The following is a 23,068-nucleotide window of genomic DNA, read 5'->3' as shown; positions in this document are numbered from 1 at the left end:
GAGCGCCGGAGCCGACCAGCTCCGGCGCTCTGTCTGTCAGCCGCCCTGCTTGCCGAACAGGCTTTCCATGGCGGTGATGAAGTAGGGGAAGTGGCCCGCGAAACGGCGCAGATCGCGATCACGATCGAAGCCGCCGAACCAGTAGATGCCCGGCTGCGAGTCGGCGGACGGATTGAGGTCCCGGAAGGTGCGGACCCAATTGTCGGCGCGACCGGCGACGACCGCGAAGGGCAGCGCGCGGGAGAACACCGTTTCCTGATCCGCGGGCGGAATCTGTTCCGGCCGAATGGCATCCAGCCCGCGCTGCAGTGCCCGCACCTGCCCGGCCAGCTCCCGGCCGAGCGCGGTCCGCGCGGGCAGGTACTTGGGCAGCAGCACGGTGGCCACGCCGGCGAGCAGGATCGCCACACCCACCAGCGCGTGCCCCACGGTGAACGCGAGGACGACAGCGGCCGTGGCGCCCGCGAGGATCAGCCCGCCGCCGAGCCAGGTGGCCGGCCCCGTGCGGTTGCGGTCGACGATCGCATCGCGGTGCACGGCGTCGGCGATGACGGTTTTGCCGATCCGCGCGGCCGGGATCCGGCCCGGCACCCGCAGTTCGCTGACCCGCACCGAATCCGTGCCCGCCGGCAGCAGCGCGGCGTAGACGGCCTTTTCGTAGTCGCGCAGCTGATCGTCGGGGGTGTTCACCCGGCTGATCTGCCAATCGTTCGAGTCGGCCCCCAGCGGCGTTATCCACAGGTAGCGGCGAACGGCGAGATCGACCACGGTGGCCGCGATGTCGATCGGGTCGGCGTACTCGTCGACGACCAGGCCCGCCTCGCCGGGCAGCAGACCACCCGGTGAGGTGAACTGCACCTGGTCGCCGACCCGGCGGAGCGGATCGATGACGTCGGAACCGGCTGTGGCGCGGGCATTTTCGCGACGGGCGCGCGCGGCGTAGGCGGCGAGTCCGGCCAGCGCGAGCAGCAGCACACCGAAGGCGAGCAGCACCGGTTGGGTGAGGGCGAACGGGTTCCGCGCGTCGGCGGCGGTCGCCACGGTGCCGGGCGGCAACTGCACGGTGAGGTCGATGGCATCGCCCTTGCGCAGGTCGGTCTGCTCCAGGTACAGCGCGCCGTCGAACTCGACCTTCACATCGGCGCACGGCCGGGTTGCGCCCGGCGGCCCGAGTTTGCAGTCCACGATGCCCATTTCGAAGCTCGGGCTGATCATCGCGACGCTGATCGACGCGATGTCGTTGTTCACCACGCCGAGCCAGCGCAGCTCCTGGGTGCCCGGCTCGTCGGTGACCATGTTGTGGATGGTGTAGGTGTACTTGGACTCGCCGGGGTCGGCGTCGATGGTGAACTGATCGTTCGCGATCTTCGTGGTGCCCGTGCCGGTCGCGGTGACATCGGTGACCTGGAAGGTGCGCACCACGTCGTCCCGCACCTGCAGGCGCAGCGGCAGCGACATGGCGAAATCACCGCCCTCCGGGACGATGATCGTTTCCTCGACGCGCAGCACGCCGTCGCGGGTGAGGGTCAGGTCGGCCACGATGGTCGCGCCGGGCGCCGCCGGCTGGCTGTGCGCCAGGGGTGCGGTCGCGATCATCCCCAGGCCGGTGAGCAGTAGCACCCCGGCTCGGAGCCCCCGAAATGTCAGCATGGTCGCTCACTTTAGACAGGTTGCTATCCTGCGTCAGCGGAGCATGACGACGATACTGAGACGAGGGGGTACGGGGGAGTGAGCCAGCCACCGTACGGCCAGGGGCCGATTCCACCTGGTGGACAACGGTTTCCGGCACCCGGATATCGCTCGCAGCCGCCCTACGGGCCAGGTCCGGGGTACAACCCGGCCGACGACGGCCCGACTCGGCGCATCGATCGTCCCGAGTCCGCCGAGGAATATGTTCCGACGCACCGCGTCGAACGCCCCCAACCGCCGGGATATCGCGAAGCGCCGGGGCACCTGCCGCCTCCGGGATATGTTCCGCCGCAAGGTTTTCCGGCATTGCGTCCGAATCAGCCGCCCCCACCGCGCCCGCCGATGCCGCCGCCCATGCCCTACGGCCCGTCCGGTGGTGCGCCGCGGCCACCCCGGAAGCGTGGCGGTGGCGGTGTGCTCGCGCTGCTGCTGGCGGTGATCGTCCTGGTGACCGGCGGTCTGGTGCTGGTCGCGGTGCGCACCGGGGATGATTCCCGGCCCGCCGCGGCCGAGGAGAGCCCCGGTTCCACCGAGGCCGCGACCAACCCGCTGCTCACCGACGAGGACGCCACGCTGCTTCCGGCCAAGTGCGGGTACACAGCCTGGAGCGCCGAGGTCGACACCGCGCGCACCTTCTTCGAGACCGCCGCCTCCTGCCTGGAGGACGCGTGGAAGCCGTTGCTGGCGAAGGAGAATCTGCCGTTCGAGGCCCCGACGCTGAACGTCAGCGCCAGCACCGAGGGCATCACCACCCCGTGCACCGGCACCACCAGCAGCTTCGCCGCCTTCTACTGTCCGGCCAACAAGACCATCTACATGCCGATCAGCCAGTTGCAGACCGAGATCTTCAAGAACAACTGGGTGGTCTACCTGTCGGTGTTCGCGCACGAGTACGGCCACCACATCCAGGCCATGTCCGGCATCCTGCGCCGCGCCAACGCCGAACGCGTCGACGCGGGCGTCCGCAGCACCCGCGGGCTGGAACTCTCCCGCCGCGTCGAACTACAGGCGCAATGCTTCAACGGCATGTACCTGGGCTCGGCGAACAAGGGCGGCGCGCTGTCCACCGCGCAGATGAACGTGGCCAAGCGGGACGCCAACGGCCGCGGCGACGGCCCCACCGACGCCCGCGACCACGGCACCGCCGAGAACAGCGGCAACTGGTTCGAAATCGGCGTCGACAAGAACCGCACCTTCCACTGCAACACCTTCACCGCGCCCGCCGGGGCGGTCAACTGAGCCGTTACCGGACGCGGTCGTAGACCAACGCCAGCTCGCCCAGCTCGCCGACCTCCTGGTGGGTGAGCCGCCACGTCGAACCAGGCAGGCCGTCGTCGAACAACCGCTGCCCGTCGCCGGCGATCTCCGGGCAGATCAGCAGGTACAGCCGGTCGAGCAGGTCGGCGGCGAGCAGGGCCTTGATCACGCTCGGGCTCGTGTTGACGAGGATGTCGCCCGTACCGCCGGCTTTCAGCTCGGCGATGACGTCCGCGGCGGGGGCGTCGACCACACGGGCGCGATCCCACGGCGCCTCGGTCAGCGTGCTGGACAAGACCACCTTTTCCGTGTCGACCAGCCACTTGGCGTACCCGCGATCGCGGGGATCGGCGTTCTCGTCCGCGGCGACGGTCGGCCAGTATCCGAGGAAACCTTCGGCGCTGGTGCGTCCGAGGACCGCGGTGGTCTTGCCTTCGTAGACGCGGGTGAGGTGATTGCGCGCGGTCTCGGTCGTGGCGTAGCGGACGATCGCGGCGAGATCGGCGGGGCCGCCCGGGCCGTGGTAGCGGCCGTCGAGGGTGAGGGCGATGTTCGCGGTCACAATGCGTTCGGTCATGAGCGTGCTTCCTTTTCGGTGCGGTGGATCGCTTGGGTGGTGAGGTTGTCGAGCACCTGGCCCCAGCCGGTTTCGATGCCGGCGATATAGGGGACGGCTTCGACGGCCGTTTCGGTGATCTCCAGTTCGAGCCGCAGCCGGGTGCCCGCCGGTTCCGCGGCGAGACGCAGGTCGTAGTGGCCGGTGAACGAGACCGCCCCGGCCGCGTCCAGCACCGACAGGTCGAAGACCAGGCGCTCCGGGGCCTCCGCGAGCTGAACCCGGCCGGTGGAGCGGTAGCGCCGGCCTTCCGCGTCGCGGTAGTCGAGGACGGCGCGGCCACCCGGTTCGGGCTGCAAGGCGCAGTCGGTGACCGTCATTCCGGGCGGCGCCCACCAGGACGCGAGCAGGACGGGATCGGTCCACAGCCGCCAGAGCAGCTCGCGCGGCGTGGGCAGCATTCGCTCGAATTCGAAGCGACGCCCGTCGGCCCACCGTTTTCCTTCCGCGGCAACGGTTTCCGCCTCGATGGCGGCGCGGTAGCGGGCGACGACCTCGCGTTCGTCCCGATGGGCCGCGGTCAGCTCGGCCAGTTCCCCCAGCCGGTGCCCGAGGGCCCGCAGCGGTGGCGCGTCGAGCGCGTAGACCCGGCGCTGCCCCAGCGGGAAGACCGTGACGAGGCCGGCCCGCGCGAGCGTTTGCAGGTGCTTGGTTGTCTGCGGCTGCCGTAAACCGGTCAGCTCGGCCAGTTCGCCGACAGACCGGGGACGCTCGGCGAGGAGTTCGACGATGCGCCACCGCGCGGTGTCTCCCAGCGCTGCTGCGATCCGTTCCATGGGGAGAAGTATTCACTGAAGTGAATATTCAAGTCAAGGAATATTTTCATCTGCTCGGAAACGTCGAACGCCCACCACCCGCAGCGGGGTGATGGGCGTTCTCGGGGCCGAGGTCAGTGCGTGTTGCCGAAGACGCTCTTACCGGCGGTGTGGCCGTGCACGCCCTCGGCGTACGCGGTTTCGGCGTGCAGGGCGAAGTCGATACCCGAGGTCTCGTCTTCCTGGGGGATGCGGAAGCCGATGGTCTTGTCGATCAGCTTGCCGAGCGCGAAGCTGACGGTGAAGGCGAACGCGGCGACCGCGAGCACGCCCACCAACTGCTTACCGAGCTGGGCGGGACCGCCGCCGTAGAGCAGGCCCTCCACACCGCCGGTCATGATCTGGTTGGCGAGCAGCCCGATCAGGAGGGTGCCGACGACGCCGCCGACGAAGTGCACGCCGACCACGTCGAGCGAATCGTCATACCCGGCCCGGAACTTCCAGCCCACCGCGAAGGAGCACGCCACGCCCGCCACCAGGCCGACGACGACCGCGCCCAGAGTGTTCACCGAACCGCAGGACGGGGTGATCGCGACCAGGCCCGCCACCACGCCCGACGCGGCGCCGAAGGTGGTCGGACGGCCGTCCCGGATCTGCTCCACCGCGAGCCAGCCGAGCATGCCGAGGCAGCCCGCGACCAGCGTGTTCAAGAAGACCGCGGCGGCGGTGCCGTTGGCCGACAGCGCCGAACCCGCGTTGAAGCCGAACCAGCCGAACCACAGCAGGCCCGCGCCCAGCAGCACGAACGGCAGGTTGTGCGGGCGCATCGCGTCGACCTTGAAGCCGATGCGCGGGCCGAGCACGATGGCCAGCGCCAAAGCCGAAGCGCCGGAGGCGATCTCCACCACCAGGCCGCCCGCGTAGTCCAGCGCGCCGAACTTCAGCAGCCAGCCGTCCGGGCCCCACACCCAATGCGCGATCGGCACATACACCGCCAGCGTCCACAGCGGCACGAAGACCATCCAGCCGGCGAACTTGGCGCGGTCCGCGATCGCGCCGGAGACCAGCGCCGCGGTCAGGATCGCGAAGGTCAACTGGAAGGTGACGAACAGCAGTTCCGGCACCGACCCCTTCACCGTGTTCGGGTCGATACCCGCCAGCGCGAAATGATCGAGATTGCCGATCAGGCCGCCGCCCGCGTCCTCCCCGAAGGCCAGCGTGTAGCCGGCCAGCAGCCACACCACCGTCACCAGCGGAATCGCGATGAAGCTCATCATCAGCATGTTGAGTACGCCGGTGGAGCGCACCATTCCGCCGTAGAAGATGGCCAGTGCGGGCGTCATCAGCAACACCAGGGCGGTGCTGATGAGCAGCCACGCGGTGGCCGCTGGGTCGATCGAGGACACGGAAACTCCCTTCACGCGGAATGCGTTGCAGGGAAACTACCCAATACTCACCGTGCGGCCCGAGTCACGTTCGGTTGTTTCACCAGTGGGCGCGGCGAGTTGTGCGGTGCCGGCTTACCCGCGCGCCTTGCGCGCCAGCGTGCGCAAACCACGCTTGCCCGGGACCGGGAGGTCGTCGTCGATCGTGATCCACTCCGCGGTGGTCAGCCACAGTTCCTGTGTGCGGGCGTCCGCGGTGTCGTGGAACAGCCGCCGGCCGCGGTCGTCGCGCAGTTCGCGGGCCAGCGTCGACCAGCGTGGCGGCCGGCCGTGCTCATGGCGGTACTCCGCCAGGAACCCGGCCACCATCGTGCCGATGGTGTTGACCGGCCGCAGCGACACCCGATTGCCGTACTTCGCGGCATGGAAGCGCCTTGCGGCGCAGAGGGATTGGGGGTTGGCGTTGGAGGCGATCCAACCGGCCCGCTGGGCGCGCTCGATCAACCACAGATGTTTCACCGCGGTGGGGGCGATCTCGCCGATCCGCTCGGCGATGAGCGTCATGACCGGTTCGGAGGACAGCACGTCGCGCCGGGTGGGCCCGGTGCCGTGGGCGGTCCAGTGCTCGTGCGCCAGCCGGGCCAGCACCTTGCCGAAATCGTCGATGCTGCGCTGTGCGCGGCGACCGAGCTTTTCGATGCGCTCGGCTTCGCGGCGCATCTCGTTCTGCGTGGTGAGGGTGCGAATCGCGGCCATGGTCGGCACCTGGCCGCGATCGAGGAGTTCCAGGATAGCGGCGGCGGTGGCAGGATCGGCCGCGGCGGTGACCGGTAGTGAGTCGCGCTTGAGTGCGAAGTCCTGTGGGCTGATGGCTCGGCTGAGCAGGTCGACCGCGGTGCGGTTTCCGGCGAAGTCGGTGCTGGAGAGCCAGGCCGCGGCGATGTCATCACAGGTCGGCACGGGGGAGATTCCTCCGGGGACGATTCGGTGAAGCGGGACGGGCGCGATTTCCAGGTTGTGCCCCGGCCGGGATGAGGTACCGGCCGGGACCACCAACCTGATGAAGGTTTGGCTACCGAAGTTGCCGATTGCCACGCTAGCCAGCGGATTGCGCGCTGTCATTCGTGGTGACGGTTTCGTTACTTCCGAAATTCGCGGCACTAACAGGGCGTGAGTTCGGATAATCGCTGATCGGGTGGGTGGGGTGCCGGTGTAGGTCGGGAGCCAACTGCCCAGAACCTTGTGATTGCTGACACGTTGCTATATCTCGGATTGATCAAGGGTGCGGAACGAGGTCTGGCGCATGCTGTGATCTGTATCACAAGTTGGTGAGTTTCCGTCCCCGCGCATTCGGGCTTTCGGGTCCGCGCCGGCGGGTGTGTGTTTTGTCGGTGGTCGCCGGTAACCTCTGGCCGTGGCTCTGTACCGGAAGTACCGACCGGCAACGTTCGCTGAGGTAGTGGGTCAGGAGCACGTCACCGACCCGATCAGCACTGCCCTGGACACTGGGCGGATCAGTCATGCCTACCTGTTCTCCGGTCCGCGGGGCTGCGGCAAGACCTCCTCGGCCCGTATTCTCGCGCGCTCGCTGAACTGTGCGGAGGGGCCCACCTCGAGGCCGTGCGGCGTCTGCCCGTCCTGTGTGGCGCTGGGGCCCGGCGGTCCGGGCAACCTCGACGTCATCGAACTCGACGCGGCCAGCCACGGCGGTGTCGACGACACCCGCGAACTGCGCGATCGCGCCTTCTACGCGCCCGCCGAGTCCCGCTACCGCGTCTTCATCGTCGACGAGGCGCACATGGTCACCACCGCGGGCTTCAACGCGCTGCTGAAGATCGTCGAGGAGCCGCCCGCGCACCTGATCTTCATCTTCGCCACCACCGAGCCCGACAAGGTGCTGCCCACCATCCGCTCGCGCACCCACCACTACCCGTTCCGATTGCTGCCGCCCGCCACCATGCGCGGCCTGCTCGGCAAGATCTGCGAGCAGGAGAATGTCGCGGTCGAGGAAGCGGTGTACCCGTTGGTGATTCGCGCCGGCGGCGGCTCCCCACGGGACAGCCTCAGCGTGCTCGACCAGCTGCTGGCCGGCGCCGGGCCCGAGGGCGTCACCTACAACCGCGCGGTCTCCCTGCTCGGCGTCACCGATGTCGCGCTGATCGATGACGCCGTCGAAGCCCTGGCCGTCGACGACGGTGCGGCCCTGTTCGGCACGGTCGACCGCGTCATGGAGGCGGGCCACGATCCCCGCCGCTTCGCCGTCGACCTGCTCGAACGCTTCCGCGACCTGATCCTCATGCGCGCGGTCCCCGACGCCGTCGAGCGCAATCTCGTCACCGGGCCCGGCGACGTGCTGGAGCGGATGGGCGATCAGGCCCAGCGCATCGGCGCGGCCACCCTGGCCCGTTATGCCGAACTGCTGCACGAGGGTCTCGGTGAGATGCGCGGCGCCACCGCACCGCGTCTGCTGCTCGAAATCGTCTGCGCCCGAATGCTGCTGCCCTCGGTCTCCGATGCGGAGTCCGCGACTTTGCAGCGCCTGGAGCGTCTCGAACGCGGTATCGCCACCGGCGCGATCGCTCCGGCCGCCGGACCGGGCCCCGCCGCGCACAGCGAATCCGGCCCGGCCCGTCCCGCCGCCGCGGAGGGCCGCAGGCGTGGCGCCGAGGCATTGGCCGCGCTGCGCGCCAAGCAGGAGGGAGCGCCGGCGAGGAGCGCCGAACCGTCGGCTCAGCAGGCATCCGCTCCAGCCACCCCCGCGAGTACGCAGGCCCCTTCCTCGCCGCAGAGCGCACCCGCTGCGGGCCCGGGGTCGTCGTCCGAGACCTCCGGTCCGGATTCAGCTCCGTCCGCGCGGTCCTCTGCTTCGCCTGTCCAGGCTTCCGGGCCGGATTCGATTTCGACCGTGCATGATTCCGCTTCCACAGCTTCGGCTGGCGGCCCCGGGTCGGATTCGGTTCCGAGCTCGCGGCACTCCGCTTCTGTTGCTCCGGCTGGCGGTCCAGGACAGGGCTCGGCTTCGGCCGCGCCGCACTCCGCTTCTCCTGCTTCGGCCGGCGGTCCAGGACAGGACTCACTGCCGTCCGCGCGGTCCGATGTTTCGACTGTTCAGGCTGGTGGTTCCGGACCGGATTCGGGTCCGTCCGCGCAGGGTTCCGCTTCTGCTTCTGGACCTGGTCACGATGCCGCTTCGCCTTCGCGGAGTTCCGGCCCAGAGACGGGGCGGGAGTCGACCTCGGCGGCACCGGGTCCGGAGGTGGCGCGTACCTCGGCATCGACTCGTGGACCCGCGGAGTCGAGCGCCAACCCTGCGGCGGCGCAGGTGAATTCGCCGTCCGAGGCGATCGGGGATGCGGGCCGCGGCAATGTGGCCGAGGGGGTTCCCGCGCCGGGCGCGCAGGCGGCTGCTCCGGGATCGGATGAGTTGTTGCGGTCCGTGGAAGCCGCCTGGGCGGATATCCGGGCGAAGGTCCGGGAATTCGGGGCCGCGGTGCAGGCTTTGCTGTCCGGTGCCTCGGTGGCCCGGATCGAGGGTGACGTGATCGTGTTCGCGCATCAGCACGCGCCACTGGCGAAGCGGCTGTCGGAGCCGCGCAATATCGAGGCGGTCCGGTCCGCGGTGCGAGCGGTGCTCGGGCGTGACCACGACATCCGCTGGGAAGCCGGTGCCGCCGTGGCGCGTCCGCAGGCCGCGCAGGTCGTGGCCAAGGCCGCGCGGGCGGCCGCGCAGCCCGGCCAGGCGGCGCGCGGCGCGGCGACCACGGGCGGTCCGGCGACCCCGCCCCGGTTTTCCCGGCCCAGCCAGGCCAAGAACGCGCAAACCGGCGGACCATCCGCGCCGCAGCCCGGGCCGGAGTTCAAGCCGTACGCCGACGATGACATCCCGCCCCCCGACTTCCCGGATCTACCGGACGACCCGGGCCCTTTTGATTCCCCGCCCGCCGAGCCGGGCGGGGAAACGATCCACGCCGCGGTCCCGCGCGACCTGACCCCGGAGGAGGAGCAGGAGCTGATGGCCGAGGCCGCCAAGCCGGTCGCTCCGGAGGATCGGCGCGATCCGGACGAGGTCGCTCTGGAATTGCTCCGCACCGAATTGGGCGCCACTCGCATCGACGGCTGATCGTGAGCCGTGTGCCACATCCCCACATGGTTGACAAGCGCTGCCGCTAGGACGTTAAGTTAACCGGAGTTCGCACAGCGCGTACTATGAACGGGTGGCCGTCGACTCTGGTATGGCGAGGCTCTATCGTGAGCAGTTGCGTGCCCTGATTTGTACAGCGTTATGCGGCACGAACGTCGAGCCTGGAGCGTTATCCACGCAAGGGCTGGGCAAGCGTCGCCAATTGAATACAGACGGTCGGTCGTAGCGCCGGTCGGTGCACAGAGCGCTCGGACGGGTGAACTCCCGGCCGCCGCACCCCAAGGAAGGAAACACTCCACATGACCACAGAGGCCTACATTTACGAGGCCATCCGCACCCCGCGCGGACGCGGCAAGAAGAACGGTTCGCTGCACTCGGTCAAGCCGATCGACCTCACCGTGGGTCTGATCCAGGAGCTGCGGAACCGTTTCCCGAACCTCGATGAGGACCAGATCTCGGACCTCATCCTCGGTGTGGTGAGCCCGGTCGGCGATCAGGGCATGGACATCGCCCGCACCGCCGTCACCGTGGCCGGCCTGCCCGACACCGTCGGCGGCTTCCAGCTCAACCGCTTCTGCGCCTCCGGCCTCGAGGCCGTCAACCTGGCCGCGCAGAAGGTGCGCTCCGGCTTCGACGACCTGGTCATCGCCGGCGGCGTCGAGTCGATGTCGCGCGTGGCCATGGGCTCCGACGGTGGCGCCTGGGCCCTGGACCCGGTCACCAACTACGACACCTACTTCGTCCCGCAGGGTGTCTCGGCCGACCTGATCGCGACCATCGAGGGCTTCTCCCGCGATGACGTCGACGCCTACGCCGTGCGCTCGCAGGAGCTGGCCGCCGCGGCCACCACCGGCGGCTACTTCGCCAAGTCGATCGTGCCGGTCAAGGATCAGAACGGCCTGGTCGTGCTGGACCGCGACGAGCACATGCGTCCCGGCACCACCGCCGAGGATCTGGCCAAGCTGCAGCCGTCCTTCGCCATGGTCGGCGACATGGGTGGCTTCGACGCGGTGGCGCTGCAGAAGTACCACTTCGTGGAGAAGATCAACCACGTGCACCACGGCGGTAACAGCTCGGGCATCGTCGACGGCGCCGCGCTGGTGCTGATCGGCTCCGAGGCGGCCGGTAAGGCTTCGGGTCTGACCCCGCGGGCCCGCGTCGTCGCGACCGCGACCTCCGGCGCCGACTCCACCATCATGCTGACCGGCCCGACCCCGGCCGCCAAGAAGGCGCTGGCCAAGGCCGGCCTGTCCATCGAGGACATGGACCTGGTCGAGATCAACGAGGCCTTCGCCTCCGTCGTGCTCAAGTTCCAGAAGGACATGAACGTCCCGGACGAGAAGCTCAACGTCAACGGCGGCGCCATCGCGATGGGCCACCCGCTGGGCGCCACCGGCGCGATGATCACCGGCACCATGGTCGATGAGCTGGAGCGCCGCAACGGCCGCTACGCGCTGGTCACCCTGTGCATCGGCGGCGGCATGGGCGTCGCGACCATCATCGAACGCGTCTAATCCCCAACCGACGCAGACTTTCACGAGGAGAAACAAAGCAGTGACCGAAAACAACATGATCGGTTGGGAGCAGGATTCGGACGGCATCGTCGTTTTGACGATGGACGACCCGAACCAGGGCGCCAACACGATGAACGAGCTCTACAAGAACTCGATGTCCGCGACCGTCGAGCGCCTGGAAGCCGAGAAGGACAACATCACCGGCGTGGTGCTGACCTCGGCGAAGAAGACCTTCTTCGCCGGCGGCGACCTGAAGAACATGATGAAGGTCGGCCCGGAAGACGGCCAGGCCCTCATGGACGAGCTCGCCACCATCAAGGGCGCGCTGCGCCGCCTGGAGCAGCTGGGCAAGCCGGTCGTGGCCGCCATCAACGGCGCCGCGCTCGGCGGTGGCCTGGAGATCTGTCTGGCGACGCACTACCGCGTCGCCGCCGACGTGCGTGGCCTGAAGATCGGCCTGCCCGAGGTGAAGCTGGGCCTGCTGCCCGCCGGCGGCGGTGTCACCCGCACCGTGCGCATGTTCGGCCTGCAGAACGCGCTGATGCAGATCCTGCTGCAGGGCAACGAGTTCAACGCCACCAAGGCCAAGGAAGTCGGCCTGGTCAACGAGGTCGTCGGTTCCATCGAGGAGCTGGTCCCCGCGGCCAAGGCGTGGATCAAGGCCAACCCCGAGGGTGGCGTGCAGCCCTGGGACAAGAAGGGCTACAAGATCCCCGGCGGCACCCCGTCCACCCCGGCCTTCGCGGCGAACCTGCCCGCGTTCCCGGCCAACCTGCGTAAGCAGATCAAGGGCGCGAACATGCCTGCCCCGCGGGCCATCATGGCCGCCGCGGTCGAGGGCTCGCAGGTCGATTTCGACAACGCGTCGCTGATCGAGTCGCGCTACTTCGTCTCCCTGCTGACCGGCCCGGTCGCGAAGAACATGATCCAGGCGTTCTTCTTCGACCTGCAGGCGATCAACAACGGCGGCTCCCGTCCGAACGATGTCCCGAAGAAGGACATCAAGAAGATCGGTGTGCTGGGCGCGGGCATGATGGGCGCGGGCATCGCCTACGTCTCGGCCAAGGCCGGCTACGAGGTCGTGCTGAAGGACGTCACCATCGAGGCGGCCGAGCGCGGCAAGAACTACTCCGAGAAGATCGAGGCCAAGGCGCTCTCGCGTGGCAAGACCACCGAGGAGAAGTCCAAGGCGCTGCTGGACCGGATCAAGCCGTCCGCGGACGCGGCCGACTTCGCCGGTGTCGACTTCGTCATCGAGGCCGTCTTCGAGAACACCGAGCTCAAGCACAAGGTGTTCCAGGAGATCGAGGACATCGTCGACGCGGACGCCCTGCTGGGCTCCAACACCTCCACCCTGCCGATCACCGGTCTCGCGGCCGGCGTGAAGCGCCAGGAGGATTTCATCGGCATCCACTTCTTCTCGCCGGTCGACAAGATGCCGCTGGTGGAGATCATCCGTGGTGAGAAGACCTCGGACGAGGCGCTGGCTCGGGTGTTCGACTACACCCTCGCGATCAAGAAGACCCCGATCGTGGTCAACGACAGCCGCGGCTTCTTCACCTCGCGCGTCATCGGCACCTTCGTCAACGAGGCGATCGCCATGCTCACCGAGGGCATCGACCCCTCGACCATCGAGCAGGCCGGTCTGCAGGCGGGCTACCCGGCCGCGCCGCTGCAGCTCTCGGATGAGCTGAACATGAAGCTCATGCTGAAGATCGCCAAGGAGACCGAGGAAGCGATCGCCAAGGGCGACGCGACCATGGGCCGCAAGCGGCACCCGGCGATCGACGTGATCGAGTACCTGGTGAACGAGGGTCGTCCGGGCCGCCTGGAGAAGGCCGGCTTCTACGAGTACGACGAGAACGGCAAGCGCCAGGGCCTGTGGCCGGGTCTGCGCGAGCACTTCAAGACCGTCGCCGGTTTCGGTGTGCCGATTCAGGATCTGATCGACCGCATGCTGTTCATCGAGGCGATCGAGACCCAGAAGTGCTTCGACGAGGGCGTGCTGACCACGACCGCCGACGCCAACATCGGCTCGATCTTCGGTATCGGCTACCCGGCGTGGACCGGTGGTGTGCACCAGTTCGTCGTCGGTTACCCGGGCGGCCAGGAGGCCTTCGTGGCTCGGGCCGACGAGCTGGCCGCGAAGTACGGCGAGCGTTTCGAGGTTCCGGCCTCGCTGCGCAAGTAAGTCTGCGGTAGTACATCGGCGGAGCCCGCCATCGCGATGCGATGGCGGGCTCCGTCTTTGCATGTGTGTCCAATTACCGGCCAGTCAGCCGGATCAAATTTGTAGCAACGCAACAGTTCTCGTCCAGTTACCCGATTTTCTTGACCCCCTCAATGGTGAACGCATATGGTTCACAACGCGCTTTATAACAGGACAGTAACGCCGGCCCCTTGCTGTTCGTCCATACCGTTGAGGGAGAACAAGAGTGGGTATTCGTGCCCTTTCTACCGCTGCCGCTGCTCTGGGCGTCGCACTCGCTGTCATGCCGGCCGGAACCGCGTCCGCGCACGGCTATCTATCCGGTCCGGCCAGTCGCCAGGCCCAATGCGCCGCGGGAACGGTGTCCTGCGGGCCGGTTTCCTATGAACCGCAAAGTGTGGAAGGTCCCAAGGGTCAGCGTAATTGCAGCGCTGGTCTGGCGAACTTCAAGGAACTCGACGACGACGGAAAACCGTGGACGGTCCACAATGTCGGCGGCACGGTCGATTTCACCTGGACGTTGACCGCGCTGCACCGCACCGCCAGTTACGAGTACTACATCGGTGACCAGCGCGTCGGCTTCGTCGACGAGGGGAACCAGATCCCCGACTCGAAGACGCAGACGCACAAGATCGACCTGAGCGGGTTCAGCGGCAAGCAGAAGTTGCTGGCCATCTGGAACATCGGCGACACCGTCAACGCCTTCTACTCCTGCGTCGACCTGAACATCGGAGGCGGCTCCGCGCCGACGACCGGCCCGACCACCACCGCTCCGGCGCCGACCACCGGCGCGCCCGCTCCGACCACGACCCCGGAGCCCACCCACTCGCACCCCACCACCACGGCGCCGCCCAGCACCCCGGTGACCACCCAGCCGAATCCGGCGGGCAAGGTGTGGGAACCGCACGCCACCTTCGCGATCGGCGACGAGGTGATCTATCAGGGCAAGAAGTACAGGTGCCTGCAAGCGCACACCGCGCACGACCCGAACTGGACGCCGGCGAACACCCCGGCGCTGTGGCAGCCGATCTGATCGGCGGCTGATCCGGCCGAGCCCGCCCCCATATCCGCGGGGGCGGGCTTTTGCTGCACGGAAGCCCGCCCCACGTGCGAGAGCGCGCTTCGATTCCTCACCCGCCCGCCCCGTTACCGCGCTACGTTGGAGTAAGCGCAGACAAAACGGGCACCCCCGAGCGCCTGCGGTGAGTCCGATGGTCGGCGCGAACAACGATCGCCGATGCGGTCTCGTTGGGTTGCTCCGCGGGCTCCGCTCCGTCGATTCGATGTGAGTTAGGTCGAGGTGGTCACATGAATCCACAGACGCGTTCGGGCGCCGGGGAACCCGAGGCGCCGGATGCCGCCTCGGAAGCGCAGCGTCCCAACGACACTCAGCGGATGGAGCCGGTCGCCGTGGCCGACGAACTGTCGGCGATGGGTTTGTCCGGGGCGGTGGAGATCGGCCGGGGCGGATTCGGCGTGGTGTACCGCTGCCTGCAGGTCGCGCTGGAACGTGTGGTCGCCGTCAAGGTTCTCTCCTCGGATATCGACGACGAGAGCCGCGAGCGCTTCCTGCGCGAGGAGCAGGCCATGGGCCGGCTCTCCGGGCATCCGAACATCGTCGACATCCTCCAGGTCGACGTCACCGCCAGCGGCATGCCGATCATCGTGATGCCGTACTGCACGCACGGCTCCTTCGAACAGCTCATCCGCGATCAGGGCCCCTTGACCTGGTCGGACTCGCTGCGAGCGGGCGTGAAACTGGCCGGAGCCATCGAGAGCGCACACCGGGCGGGAATCCTGCACCGCGATGTGAAACCGGCCAACGTGCTGCTCAGCGCGTACGGCGAACCGCAGCTCACCGATTTCGGCATCGCGCGCATTCCCGGTGGTTTCCGCACCTCCAGCAGCCTGATCACCGGTTCACCGGCGTTCACCGCGCCGGAAGTGCTCAAGGGTGACGAACCCACCGTCCGATCCGATATCTACAGCCTCGGCGCCACCCTGTTCGCGTTGCTCACCGGGCACGCGGCGTTCGAACGGCAGGCGGGGGAGAAGGTGGTCGCGCAGTTCCTGCGCATCACCACCCAGCCCGTGCCCGACCTGCGGGACCAGGACATTCCGGCGGATGTGGCGGCGGCCATCGAGCAGGCCATGTCGGGCGACCCGCAGGAGCGACCGGAGACGGCCTTCGCATTCGGCGAGTTGTTACGCGCGACTCAGGCGGCCCACGGCGCGGTACCCGACGAGATGGCGCTGCTGGACCCGGCGGCGCTGCCGGACGAGATCGACCTCGCCTCGGGTGAAGCCGCGCCGGGTCAGCCGGAATCGACCCAGACCCGCCCGGCGTTCACCCGGCGCAGCTGGCCGCTGACCATGCGGCCGATGGTGTCCCAGCACCCCGGCGATTCCGCCGCGCCGACGCTGCCGCCGACCGCGGCGACCAAGTTCCGGCCGCCGACGCCGGCCCGGGAACCGATGCCGCGGCCCCGGCTGCTGGACACGTTGCGCGCGGGCGGGCGGCGTCGGCTCGCGGTGATCCACGCGCCCGCCGGCTTCGGCAAGTCGACAGTGGCCGCGCAGTGGCGGGCCGAACTCGTCGCGGGCGGGGTGCCGGTCGCCTGGCTCGGGGTCGGGCGCGACGACGACAACGAGGTCTGGTTCCTGGCGCACCTCATCGAGGCGATCCGGCGGGTCCGTCCCGATATCGGTTTGGGCCTGGACCAGGTGCTGGAGGAGCGGCCCGCCGACGCGGTGGCCTATGTGATCGCCACGTTGATCGACGAGATCCACAGCGGCGGCGAAACCGTCGTGGTGGTGGTCGACGATTGGCATCGCATCGCTGACCCGGGCGCGCACCGGGTGATGGAGTCGCTGCTGGACAACGGATGTCACCATCTGCGGTTCGTGGTGACCAGCCGGGAGCAGTCCGGGCTGCCGACCAGCCGGATGCGCGTGCACGACGAACTGGTGGAGCTCGGGTCGACCGCGCTGCGGCTGACGCTCGACGAGACCCGGGAAGTGCTGGTGGAACGCCACAACTTCGACCTCAGCGACGCGCAGATCGAGCAGATCCACACCGCGACCGACGGCTGGCCCGCCGCCATTCAGCTGGTGAGTCTGGCGCTGCGCGGCAACGCCGACGCCGACCAGCTGATCGGCACGCTGTGCGAAGGCACGCACGGGATTCGGGAGTACCTGGCGGAGAACGTGCTCGACACCCTCGAGCCGCGCATGCTGGACTTCCTGACCGCCATTTCGGTGTCCGAAAAGATCTGCGGCTCTTTGGCTTCGGCGCTGTCGGAGGACAGCGAAGGGGAGCTGCTGCTGGCGCAGGCCGAGCAGCGAGAGTTGTTCCTGCAGCGGATCGAGCACGATCCGGAGTGGTTCCGGATGCAGCCGCTGTTCGCCGAACATCTGCGCGGGCGACTGGAGCAGACCGATCCCGCCAAGCTGAAAGCCTTGCATCGCAGGGCTTCCCGATGGTTCGCCGAGCATCAGCAGCTCCGGAAGTCGGTGGACCACGCGCTCGCGGCGACCGATCTGAAACTGGCGCTGGACCTGATCGAGAGCGGCGGCATGGACCTGATCGACGGCTCGCGGCTGGCGACGCTGCTCGGGACGGTGTCCAAACTGCCGGTGCAGCAGGTTTCCTCGCGCTCGAAGCTGCTGATGGCGGTGGCGCGCGCGAATGTGAACCTGCAGCAGTCCGGGGCGGCGCGCACGGCGCTGGGGCGGTTGTCCAGCATTCTGGCGCGCGGCTCGGCGACCGACGCGGATGTGGCGCAGCAGCGGTGTGCGGCCGACGTGCTCGCCGCGGCCGATCAGATCGCGGGCGACCACACCGAAGGTGTGCTGGACCGAGTGGCCGACTGTCTGGAACGGCCCGACGAGCTGCCCGCCTGGACCGTCTCGACGGCCTCGAATTTGACCGCGTTCGTGCGGCTCACGAATTTCGATTTCGACGGCGCCCGCGAGATCCAGCAGTGGGCGGAGCCGTATCACGCACGGTCGAAGGATCCGCTCGGCGCGGTATTCGGGCTCTGCTCGCAAGGCGCGGCCGCCTACGAGCAACTCGATATCCCCACCGCCACCGACTGTTTCCAGCGGGCGTGGGACACCGCGCGGGAGCAGGCGGGCCCCCGTTCGCACGCGGTCCGGGTGGCCGCGGCGCTGCTCGGTGAATTGAACTACCGCCGTGGCGATCTGGATGCCGCCGATCGGCTGCTCGACGAGAGCCATCAGCTGGTCACCCGGATCGGCCCGGTCGACTTTCTGATCTCCACCTTCGTCATCGGCGCCCGGGTGAAGGCGGTGCGGGGCGACTTGTACACCGCCGCAGCGCGTTTGGATGAGGGTTCGCGTATCGCAGTGGACGGCCGGCTGCCCCGATTGGCCGCGCATGTCCGAGCCGAACGGCTCCGGCTCGGCCTGCCGACGGGCGACGACGCGCAGCCGGACCGGCTCGGCGTCATCCACCACTCGCACCGGCTGCGCGGCTCGGCGGCGTTGACGGCCGAGGCCGAGGAGATCGCCGCCATCCGCGGCCTGCTCGCCCAGCGTCAGTTACGCACCGACGACACCGCGGTCCGCCGGGCCCGCGCATTGCACGGCCGCATGCTCGAACAAGCCCGTCCCCGTGCGGAATTGGATACCGCGCTGTTGCTCGCCGAATGCCTGGCCGCCTCCGGCTGGGTCGGCGAAGCGACCGGTCTGCTGTTACCCGCCGCCGCCACCTGCGCCGATCTGGGCTGGACCCGGCCCCTGCTGGACGCGGGGCCGGGTGTCGTCGCCATCTTGCGGGTGCTGCACACCGAGATGCGCCAGGGACCGAACCAAGCCGAGGAGGTCACCCTCCCGGCGTTGTTCCTGGCCGAACTCCTGGAATAGCGCGGTTACGCCTTCCACCAGGGGCGCAGCGGGAGACCGGATTCGCCGTTCGGGCCGAGTTTCACGCCGAGCACCTGGTGCAGCTGAACCACGTTGCGCTGGAAGCCGAGCCGGCAGCCCGCCATGTACAGCCCCCACACCTTCGCGGTGCCCTCACCGACCTCGGCGACGCAGGCGTCCCAGTTCGTGACCAGGTTCTTGCACCATTCGTGCAGGGTGAGCGCGTAGTGCTCGCGCAGGTTCTCCTCGTGCATCACCTCGAGTCCGATGTTCTGGATCTCGGAGATGATGCGGCCGGACCCGATCAGCTCACCGTCCGGGAATACATACCGGTCGATGAAGTCGCCCGCCTTGGTGGTGCGGGAGTTGTCGGGGCGGGTGATGCAGTGGTTCAGGAACAGGCCGCCGTCGCGCAGCTTGCTCTTGATGTAGTCGAAGTAGAACGGATAGTTGTGCACGCCGATGTGCTCGGTCAGCCCGATCGAGGACACCGCGTCGAACCCTGATTCGGCGATGTCCCGGTAATCGGAGTGCCGCACCTCGGCCAGTTCGGACAGGCCCTCCTCGGCGATCTTCCGCTGCGCCCACTCCGCCTGCTCGGCGGACAGCGTCGCGCCGATGACCTTGACGCCGCGTTTGGCCGCGTAGCGCACCATGCCGCCCCAGCCGCAGCCGATATCGAGCAGCCGGTCGCCCGCCTTCAGCCGCAGCTTGTCGAAGACGAGCCGGTACTTGTTCTCCTGCGCCTGCTCCAGCGTCCAGCTCTCGTCCTCATAGCACGCGCAGGTGTAGGTCATGGACGGGCCGAGGACGTACTCGTAGAAGGTGTTGGAGACGTCGTAGTGGTGATGGATGGCCTCGGCGTCGCGAGTCTTGGAGTGCCGCAAGCCTTCCAGCGCGATCCGCCGCCACCGCGGCACGGTTTCCTGCGGCGGCGGCGCGACCGGTTTGAGTCGCTCCCAGCCCAGCGAGCGCGCGATGGTGACCAGCGCCAGTGCCGAAGGACGGTGGAACTTCAAGCCGTCCAATGCCTTCAGGATCTCGTACGGGTCGCCGGGGTGTACGCCGCCCGCGACCATGTCGCCGGAGATGTAGGCCCGGGCCATGCCGAGATCGCCGGGCGCGGTGGCCAGATAGTTGATACCGCGCGCGTTCTTGACCTCGAGCGAGTACGGCGAATCCTCGGGCCCGGTGGAACTGCCGTCGTAGGCGGTGAACCTGATCGGCATGGGGCCTTCGATCAGGGACTCGAAGATTTCCGCAATGCTGAGTTTGGTTCCGAGCTCGGCCAAGACGGCAGGAGTGGAACCTGGGGAATGACCATGAGGTCCGGACCGGTCCTTGAAAGTCGTCATTTGCGTTGCACCGCCTTCGAATACAAATCCAGCAGCCGCTGGTCTGGGTCGTAGCGTTTCTTGAGTTCGGTGTAGTGCTCGCCGCCGTACAGAGCCGCGAATTCATCCTTGTCGTAGTACGCATCGGAGTACAGCGACTTATGCCCGTCGAACTCGGTGACCTTCTGCTCGATGGCCCGGTTCGCGGCGCCCTCGCGCTGTCCGGGCACGGTGGGCACCGCGGACCAGAACCCGGCGTTGACGTAGGTGCGGTTGGGTTCCAGCGGGTACAGCGGCCAGGGGCGGGCCGTGGTGCCTTCCGGCGCGGCGTCGCGTAAACGCAAGGGGCACAACCAGAGTGGTTCGATCGGAATCTCCTTCAGGAACCACTCCACGAAGTCGGCGGTGCGTTCGACCGGGACCTCGATGTCCTGCACCACCCGCTCGCGCGGCGGGTTGCCTTGGCGCGCTTCCAATTTGTCGCCGATGTGGTACTTGTGATCGAGCGCGATGAGCTTCCAGTAGAAACTGCTGCGGCGGTACCGTTTCGGCCAGAATCTGCGGATCTTCGGATTCTGCGTGCCGAAAGCCCGTGAGCACCAGAACCAATCGGTGTCCCAGCGCCACAGGTAGTCGTGAATGGTGAGGCGGTCCCGCTTGACGCCGTCGTCGTGCTGAATGGAGCGGTAGTAGATGTCCATGCCGGTGTAGTCGCTGACCGGGCCGAGTTCGTCGGTCTGCCGGCCCAGCGTCAGATAGCTCTCCTCGGCGGTGAACACCACCCCGTCCAGATAGTCGACGCGCTCACCGTCGTAGGTCTGCTCGGTGACGATCCGTGCCAGCGTGGCTTCCAGTTCGCGCAGATCCCGGAAACGCAAGTGGCGCAGCTCGACGAAGGGCCGCACGGTTTCCAATTCGATTTTCAGGCGGACCGTGTAGCCGAGCGTGCCGTAGGAGTTCGGGAAACCGCGGAACAGGTCGGCGTGCTCGTTGTCCGGGGTAGCGGTGAGGATCTCACCCGCGCCGGTGAGCACGTCCATCTCCAGCACCGACTCGTGCGGCAGGCCGTTGCGGAAGGAGGTGGATTCGATACCGAGGCCGGTGACCGCGCCTCCGAGGGTGATGGTCTTCAGTTGCGGCACCACCAGCGGCGCCAAACCGTAGGGCAGGGTAGCGGCGACCAGCTCCTCGTAGGTGGTCATCCCCGCGACATCGGCGGTCTTCGCCTCCGGATCGACCCGGATGACCTTGGCGAGACCGGAAACGTCCAGGCCAGGCGCGGGGTTCTGGGCCCGCGCCCGGAACAGATTCGATGTTTTCTTGGCAAGCCGCACGTTGGCGTCGGCGGGGATGGCTCGGTAGCTGGCCAGCAGCCGATCCACACCCGCCTGATGCGCGGCGAAACCCGATTCGTTCAGACTCACTGCCACCCTTCGACGCTAGTACGCACGGTGGGCCGACAGCCACGGAAAGCCGCCGACAGTCGAGAAATGTCACGCATATGTTGCACCGGGAATGTTTTCGGCTTCCCATCGGTTCGCCGAACCCGCCTGACGGGCGGCCCTGGGCGTCGGGTAAGGAGCTGGGCAGGGCAGGATGGGGTGGGGACAGCGAAGACTGGGATTGATACAGAGGAGCTCATTGTGGGACAGGTCAGCGCCAGCAGTTCGATCGCCGTGGCGGCGGATCCGCAGCGCGTGCTCGACGCCATCGCGGACTATCAGACGGTGCGGCCGCGCATCCTCAGCTCGCACTACCGCGACTACAAGGTGCTCGAGGGCGGCACCGGCGCGGGCACGGTGGCCGAGTGGACCTTGCAGGCGACCGAGTCGCGCATCCGCAATGTGCACGCCGTCGTCTCGGTCTCGGATTCCATGGTGACCGAGCGGGACAAGAACTCGTCCATGGTGAACACCTGGACGGTGACCCCGGAAGGCGCCGGCTCGCAGGTCACGCTGCGCACCACCTGGCAGGGCGCCGGCGGCGTCAAGGGCATTTTCGAGGGGATCTTCGCGCCCCTCGGCCTGAAGAAGATCCAGGCCGAGGTGCTGGCGAACCTGCAGCGCGAGATCGGCTGACTAGGCCGCGCCGATATCGAACAGATTGCCTTCCGGGTCGGCCAGCGTGGTCCACTGCTGGCCGAACTCGTCGAAATCGCCGACGTGCTTCGCGCCCAGGCCGATCGCGCGTTCCACCTGTTGCTGCCGGTTCGGCGAGGCGAGGTCCAGGTGCACCACGTTCTTGCCGGGGTTCTTGTCCGGAACCTGGATGAACATCAGCGCCGGCGCGTCGCCGGCTCGTGCGCCCACGGTGGCGAAGTGCCGGTTGGCGTCCGGGTCGACGGTCTTGCCGAGCAGGTCCGCGTAGAACCCCGCGAGCGCGGCGGCGTCGTCGGCGTCGAAGGTGATGTAGCCGATTTGGATGGTCATGGGTCTCCCTTTCAGAGCCGGCCGACGGGCCAGCAGACTTCGGTGCGGTAGGCGGTCGTGTCGGCGGTGTCGATGGGCGAGGTGAGGTACAGCTCGCGCACGGGCTCGGTGAGCGCTTCGTCGTGTTCGGCGACGTAGCTGCCCAGAGCGCCGTAGGTGCGGTCGAAATCGTCGAAGGTTCCGGAATGCACGGCGATGGCGAACCGGCGGGCGGGCAACTCGATGACCCGCAGGCCCGGCGGCGGGTCGAGGTGCGTGTCCGGCGCTATCGGAACGAACGCGACCACCTCGCCCTGATCCTCGGCGAAGAACTCCAGCGCGTAGGTGGCCCCGGAGATTCCGCTGGGTTCGATACCCGCGGTGGCGAGGGTCCGATACAGCGCGCCGAACGATTCCGCGCACCACGCGCCGATGCCGTCGCGCCCGACCCGATCGGCCACGGCCAGCGCCGGAAACGCCGGCACGGAACGGTATTCGACGCTGATCGGCGCGGACGGCGTGAGCAGCGAACGCAGTGACGCCACCACGTCGCGGGTGCGCTGCAACTGCGCTTCCATACGTTCCAGATGCGCGCGCAGCGCGGCGTCGCGGGAGTCGGTGTCCGCGGCGTCGAGCACGGCTTTGATCTCCGGCAGCGGCATCTCCAGCTGACGCAGCCGCCGGATCAGGTGCGCCTGTCCCACCTGTGCGGTGGAGTAGCGCCGGTATCCCGATCCGGCATCCACCGCTATCGGTGCCAGGAGCTCGATGTCGTGGTAGTAGCGCAGCGTTTTCACGCTGAGATAGGTGAGCCTGGAGAACTCCCCGATCGAAACGGTCGCCGTCATGGGTTCCAGCGAACACCCTCCAGCC

16 protein-coding genes are annotated in these 23,068 nt (G+C 68.1%); 7 read left to right on the top strand and 9 right to left on the bottom strand.

What is annotated here, in order from left to right; translation table 11 throughout:
* Positions 1–36 precede the first annotated feature (36 nt).
* The gene (locus tag BJ987_RS04475) at positions 37–1,650 is read right to left on the bottom strand and encodes a DUF2207 family protein (RefSeq protein WP_209884948.1); all 1,614 of its coding nucleotides are present in this window, start codon (positions 1,648–1,650) and stop codon (positions 37–39) included.
* A 345-nt stretch (positions 1,651–1,995) separates the two neighbouring features.
* Between BJ987_RS04475 and BJ987_RS04470 the strand changes: the two genes are divergently transcribed.
* On the top strand, positions 1,996–2,928 hold the full coding sequence (locus BJ987_RS04470; RefSeq protein ID WP_245365812.1) for a neutral zinc metallopeptidase: 933 nt from the start codon (positions 1,996–1,998) through the stop codon (positions 2,926–2,928).
* 4 nt (positions 2,929–2,932) lie between these two features.
* Here BJ987_RS04470 and BJ987_RS04465 read toward each other — a convergent pair whose 3' ends face one another.
* From BJ987_RS04465 to BJ987_RS04450, 4 genes are all read right to left on the bottom strand, one after another.
* Positions 2,933–3,523, bottom strand: a complete 591-nt coding sequence (locus BJ987_RS04465; protein ID WP_209884947.1) for a dihydrofolate reductase family protein — start codon at positions 3,521–3,523, stop codon at positions 2,933–2,935.
* A complete protein-coding gene (locus tag BJ987_RS04460; RefSeq protein ID WP_209884946.1) occupies positions 3,520–4,338 on the bottom strand; it encodes a metalloregulator ArsR/SmtB family transcription factor in 819 nt (272 codons plus the stop codon). The genes BJ987_RS04465 and BJ987_RS04460 overlap by 4 nt, the downstream gene beginning before the upstream one ends.
* Positions 4,339–4,451: 113 nt before the next feature.
* Positions 4,452–5,723, bottom strand: a complete 1,272-nt coding sequence (locus tag BJ987_RS04455; RefSeq protein ID WP_209884945.1) for an ammonium transporter — start codon at positions 5,721–5,723, stop codon at positions 4,452–4,454.
* Between the two features lie 114 nt (positions 5,724–5,837).
* A complete protein-coding gene (locus BJ987_RS04450; protein ID WP_209884943.1) occupies positions 5,838–6,662 on the bottom strand; it encodes a hypothetical protein in 825 nt (274 codons plus the stop codon).
* Between the two features lie 454 nt (positions 6,663–7,116).
* Between BJ987_RS04450 and BJ987_RS04445 the strand changes: the two genes are divergently transcribed.
* From BJ987_RS04445 to BJ987_RS04425, 5 genes are all read left to right on the top strand, one after another.
* Positions 7,117–9,822: a DNA polymerase III subunit gamma and tau gene (locus tag BJ987_RS04445; protein ID WP_209884941.1), complete on the top strand. Its 2,706-nt coding sequence runs from the start codon at positions 7,117–7,119 to the stop codon at positions 9,820–9,822.
* A gap of 320 nt (positions 9,823–10,142) precedes the next feature.
* Positions 10,143–11,357 carry an acetyl-CoA C-acetyltransferase gene (locus tag BJ987_RS04440; RefSeq protein WP_209884938.1) on the top strand — a complete coding sequence of 405 codons (1,215 nt, stop codon included), beginning with the start codon at positions 10,143–10,145 and terminating at the stop codon, positions 11,355–11,357.
* 40 nt (positions 11,358–11,397) lie between these two features.
* Positions 11,398–13,548, top strand: coding sequence for a 3-hydroxyacyl-CoA dehydrogenase NAD-binding domain-containing protein (locus BJ987_RS04435; RefSeq protein ID WP_307869470.1), 2,151 nt, complete (start codon positions 11,398–11,400; stop codon positions 13,546–13,548).
* A gap of 244 nt (positions 13,549–13,792) precedes the next feature.
* Positions 13,793–14,599, top strand: a complete 807-nt coding sequence (locus tag BJ987_RS04430) for a lytic polysaccharide monooxygenase (RefSeq protein ID WP_307869469.1) — start codon at positions 13,793–13,795, stop codon at positions 14,597–14,599.
* 275 nt (positions 14,600–14,874) lie between these two features.
* Complete coding sequence (locus tag BJ987_RS04425) at positions 14,875–18,453, top strand: serine/threonine-protein kinase (protein WP_209884937.1); 3,579 nt, start codon at positions 14,875–14,877, stop codon at positions 18,451–18,453.
* Between the two features lie 5 nt (positions 18,454–18,458).
* On the opposite strand, the gene BJ987_RS04420 is transcribed toward BJ987_RS04425, so the two are convergent.
* On the bottom strand, positions 18,459–19,808 hold the full coding sequence (locus BJ987_RS04420; RefSeq protein ID WP_209884935.1) for a class I SAM-dependent methyltransferase: 1,350 nt from the start codon (positions 19,806–19,808) through the stop codon (positions 18,459–18,461).
* Positions 19,805–21,217, bottom strand: a complete 1,413-nt coding sequence (locus BJ987_RS04415) for an FAD-binding oxidoreductase (RefSeq protein ID WP_209884933.1) — start codon at positions 21,215–21,217, stop codon at positions 19,805–19,807. The genes BJ987_RS04420 and BJ987_RS04415 overlap by 4 nt, the downstream gene beginning before the upstream one ends.
* Positions 21,218–21,430: 213 nt before the next feature.
* Here BJ987_RS04415 and BJ987_RS04410 point away from each other — a divergent pair, with 213 nt between their 5' ends.
* On the top strand, positions 21,431–21,865 hold the full coding sequence (locus BJ987_RS04410; protein ID WP_209884931.1) for an SRPBCC family protein: 435 nt from the start codon (positions 21,431–21,433) through the stop codon (positions 21,863–21,865).
* Here the strand turns inward: BJ987_RS04410 and BJ987_RS04405 are convergent, their stop codons facing one another.
* Positions 21,866–22,216 carry a VOC family protein gene (locus BJ987_RS04405; protein WP_209884929.1) on the bottom strand — a complete coding sequence of 117 codons (351 nt, stop codon included), beginning with the start codon at positions 22,214–22,216 and terminating at the stop codon, positions 21,866–21,868.
* Between the two features lie 11 nt (positions 22,217–22,227).
* On the bottom strand, positions 22,228–23,043 hold the full coding sequence (locus BJ987_RS04400; protein WP_209884927.1) for a MerR family transcriptional regulator: 816 nt from the start codon (positions 23,041–23,043) through the stop codon (positions 22,228–22,230).
* Positions 23,044–23,068: the final 25 nt, after the last annotated feature.

This window comes from Nocardia goodfellowii (genome assembly GCF_017875645.1).
GTDB lineage: Bacteria > Actinomycetota > Actinomycetes > Mycobacteriales > Mycobacteriaceae > Nocardia > Nocardia goodfellowii.
The sequence above is the reverse complement of the archived record's forward strand: the minus strand, read 5'-3'. Positions and strand labels throughout refer to the sequence as shown.

What these genes read in the sequence shown, in the direction of transcription:
- BJ987_RS04475 (WP_209884948.1), bottom strand. Translation starts at nt 1,650, where the DNA reads ATGCTGACATTTCGGGGGCTCCGAGCCGGGGTGCTACTGCTCACCGGC.
- BJ987_RS04465 (WP_209884947.1), bottom strand. Translation starts at nt 3,523, where the DNA reads ATGACCGAACGCATTGTGACCGCGAACATCGCCCTCACCCTCGACGGC.
- BJ987_RS04460 (WP_209884946.1), bottom strand. Translation starts at nt 4,338, where the DNA reads ATGGAACGGATCGCAGCAGCGCTGGGAGACACCGCGCGGTGGCGCATC.
- BJ987_RS04440 (WP_209884938.1), top strand. Translation starts at nt 10,143, where the DNA reads ATGACCACAGAGGCCTACATTTACGAGGCCATCCGCACCCCGCGCGGA.
- BJ987_RS04425 (WP_209884937.1), top strand. Translation starts at nt 14,875, where the DNA reads ATGAATCCACAGACGCGTTCGGGCGCCGGGGAACCCGAGGCGCCGGAT.
- BJ987_RS04420 (WP_209884935.1), bottom strand. Translation starts at nt 19,808, where the DNA reads ATGACGACTTTCAAGGACCGGTCCGGACCTCATGGTCATTCCCCAGGT.
- BJ987_RS04405 (WP_209884929.1), bottom strand. Translation starts at nt 22,216, where the DNA reads ATGACCATCCAAATCGGCTACATCACCTTCGACGCCGACGACGCCGCC.
- BJ987_RS04400 (WP_209884927.1), bottom strand. Translation starts at nt 23,043, where the DNA reads ATGACGGCGACCGTTTCGATCGGGGAGTTCTCCAGGCTCACCTATCTC.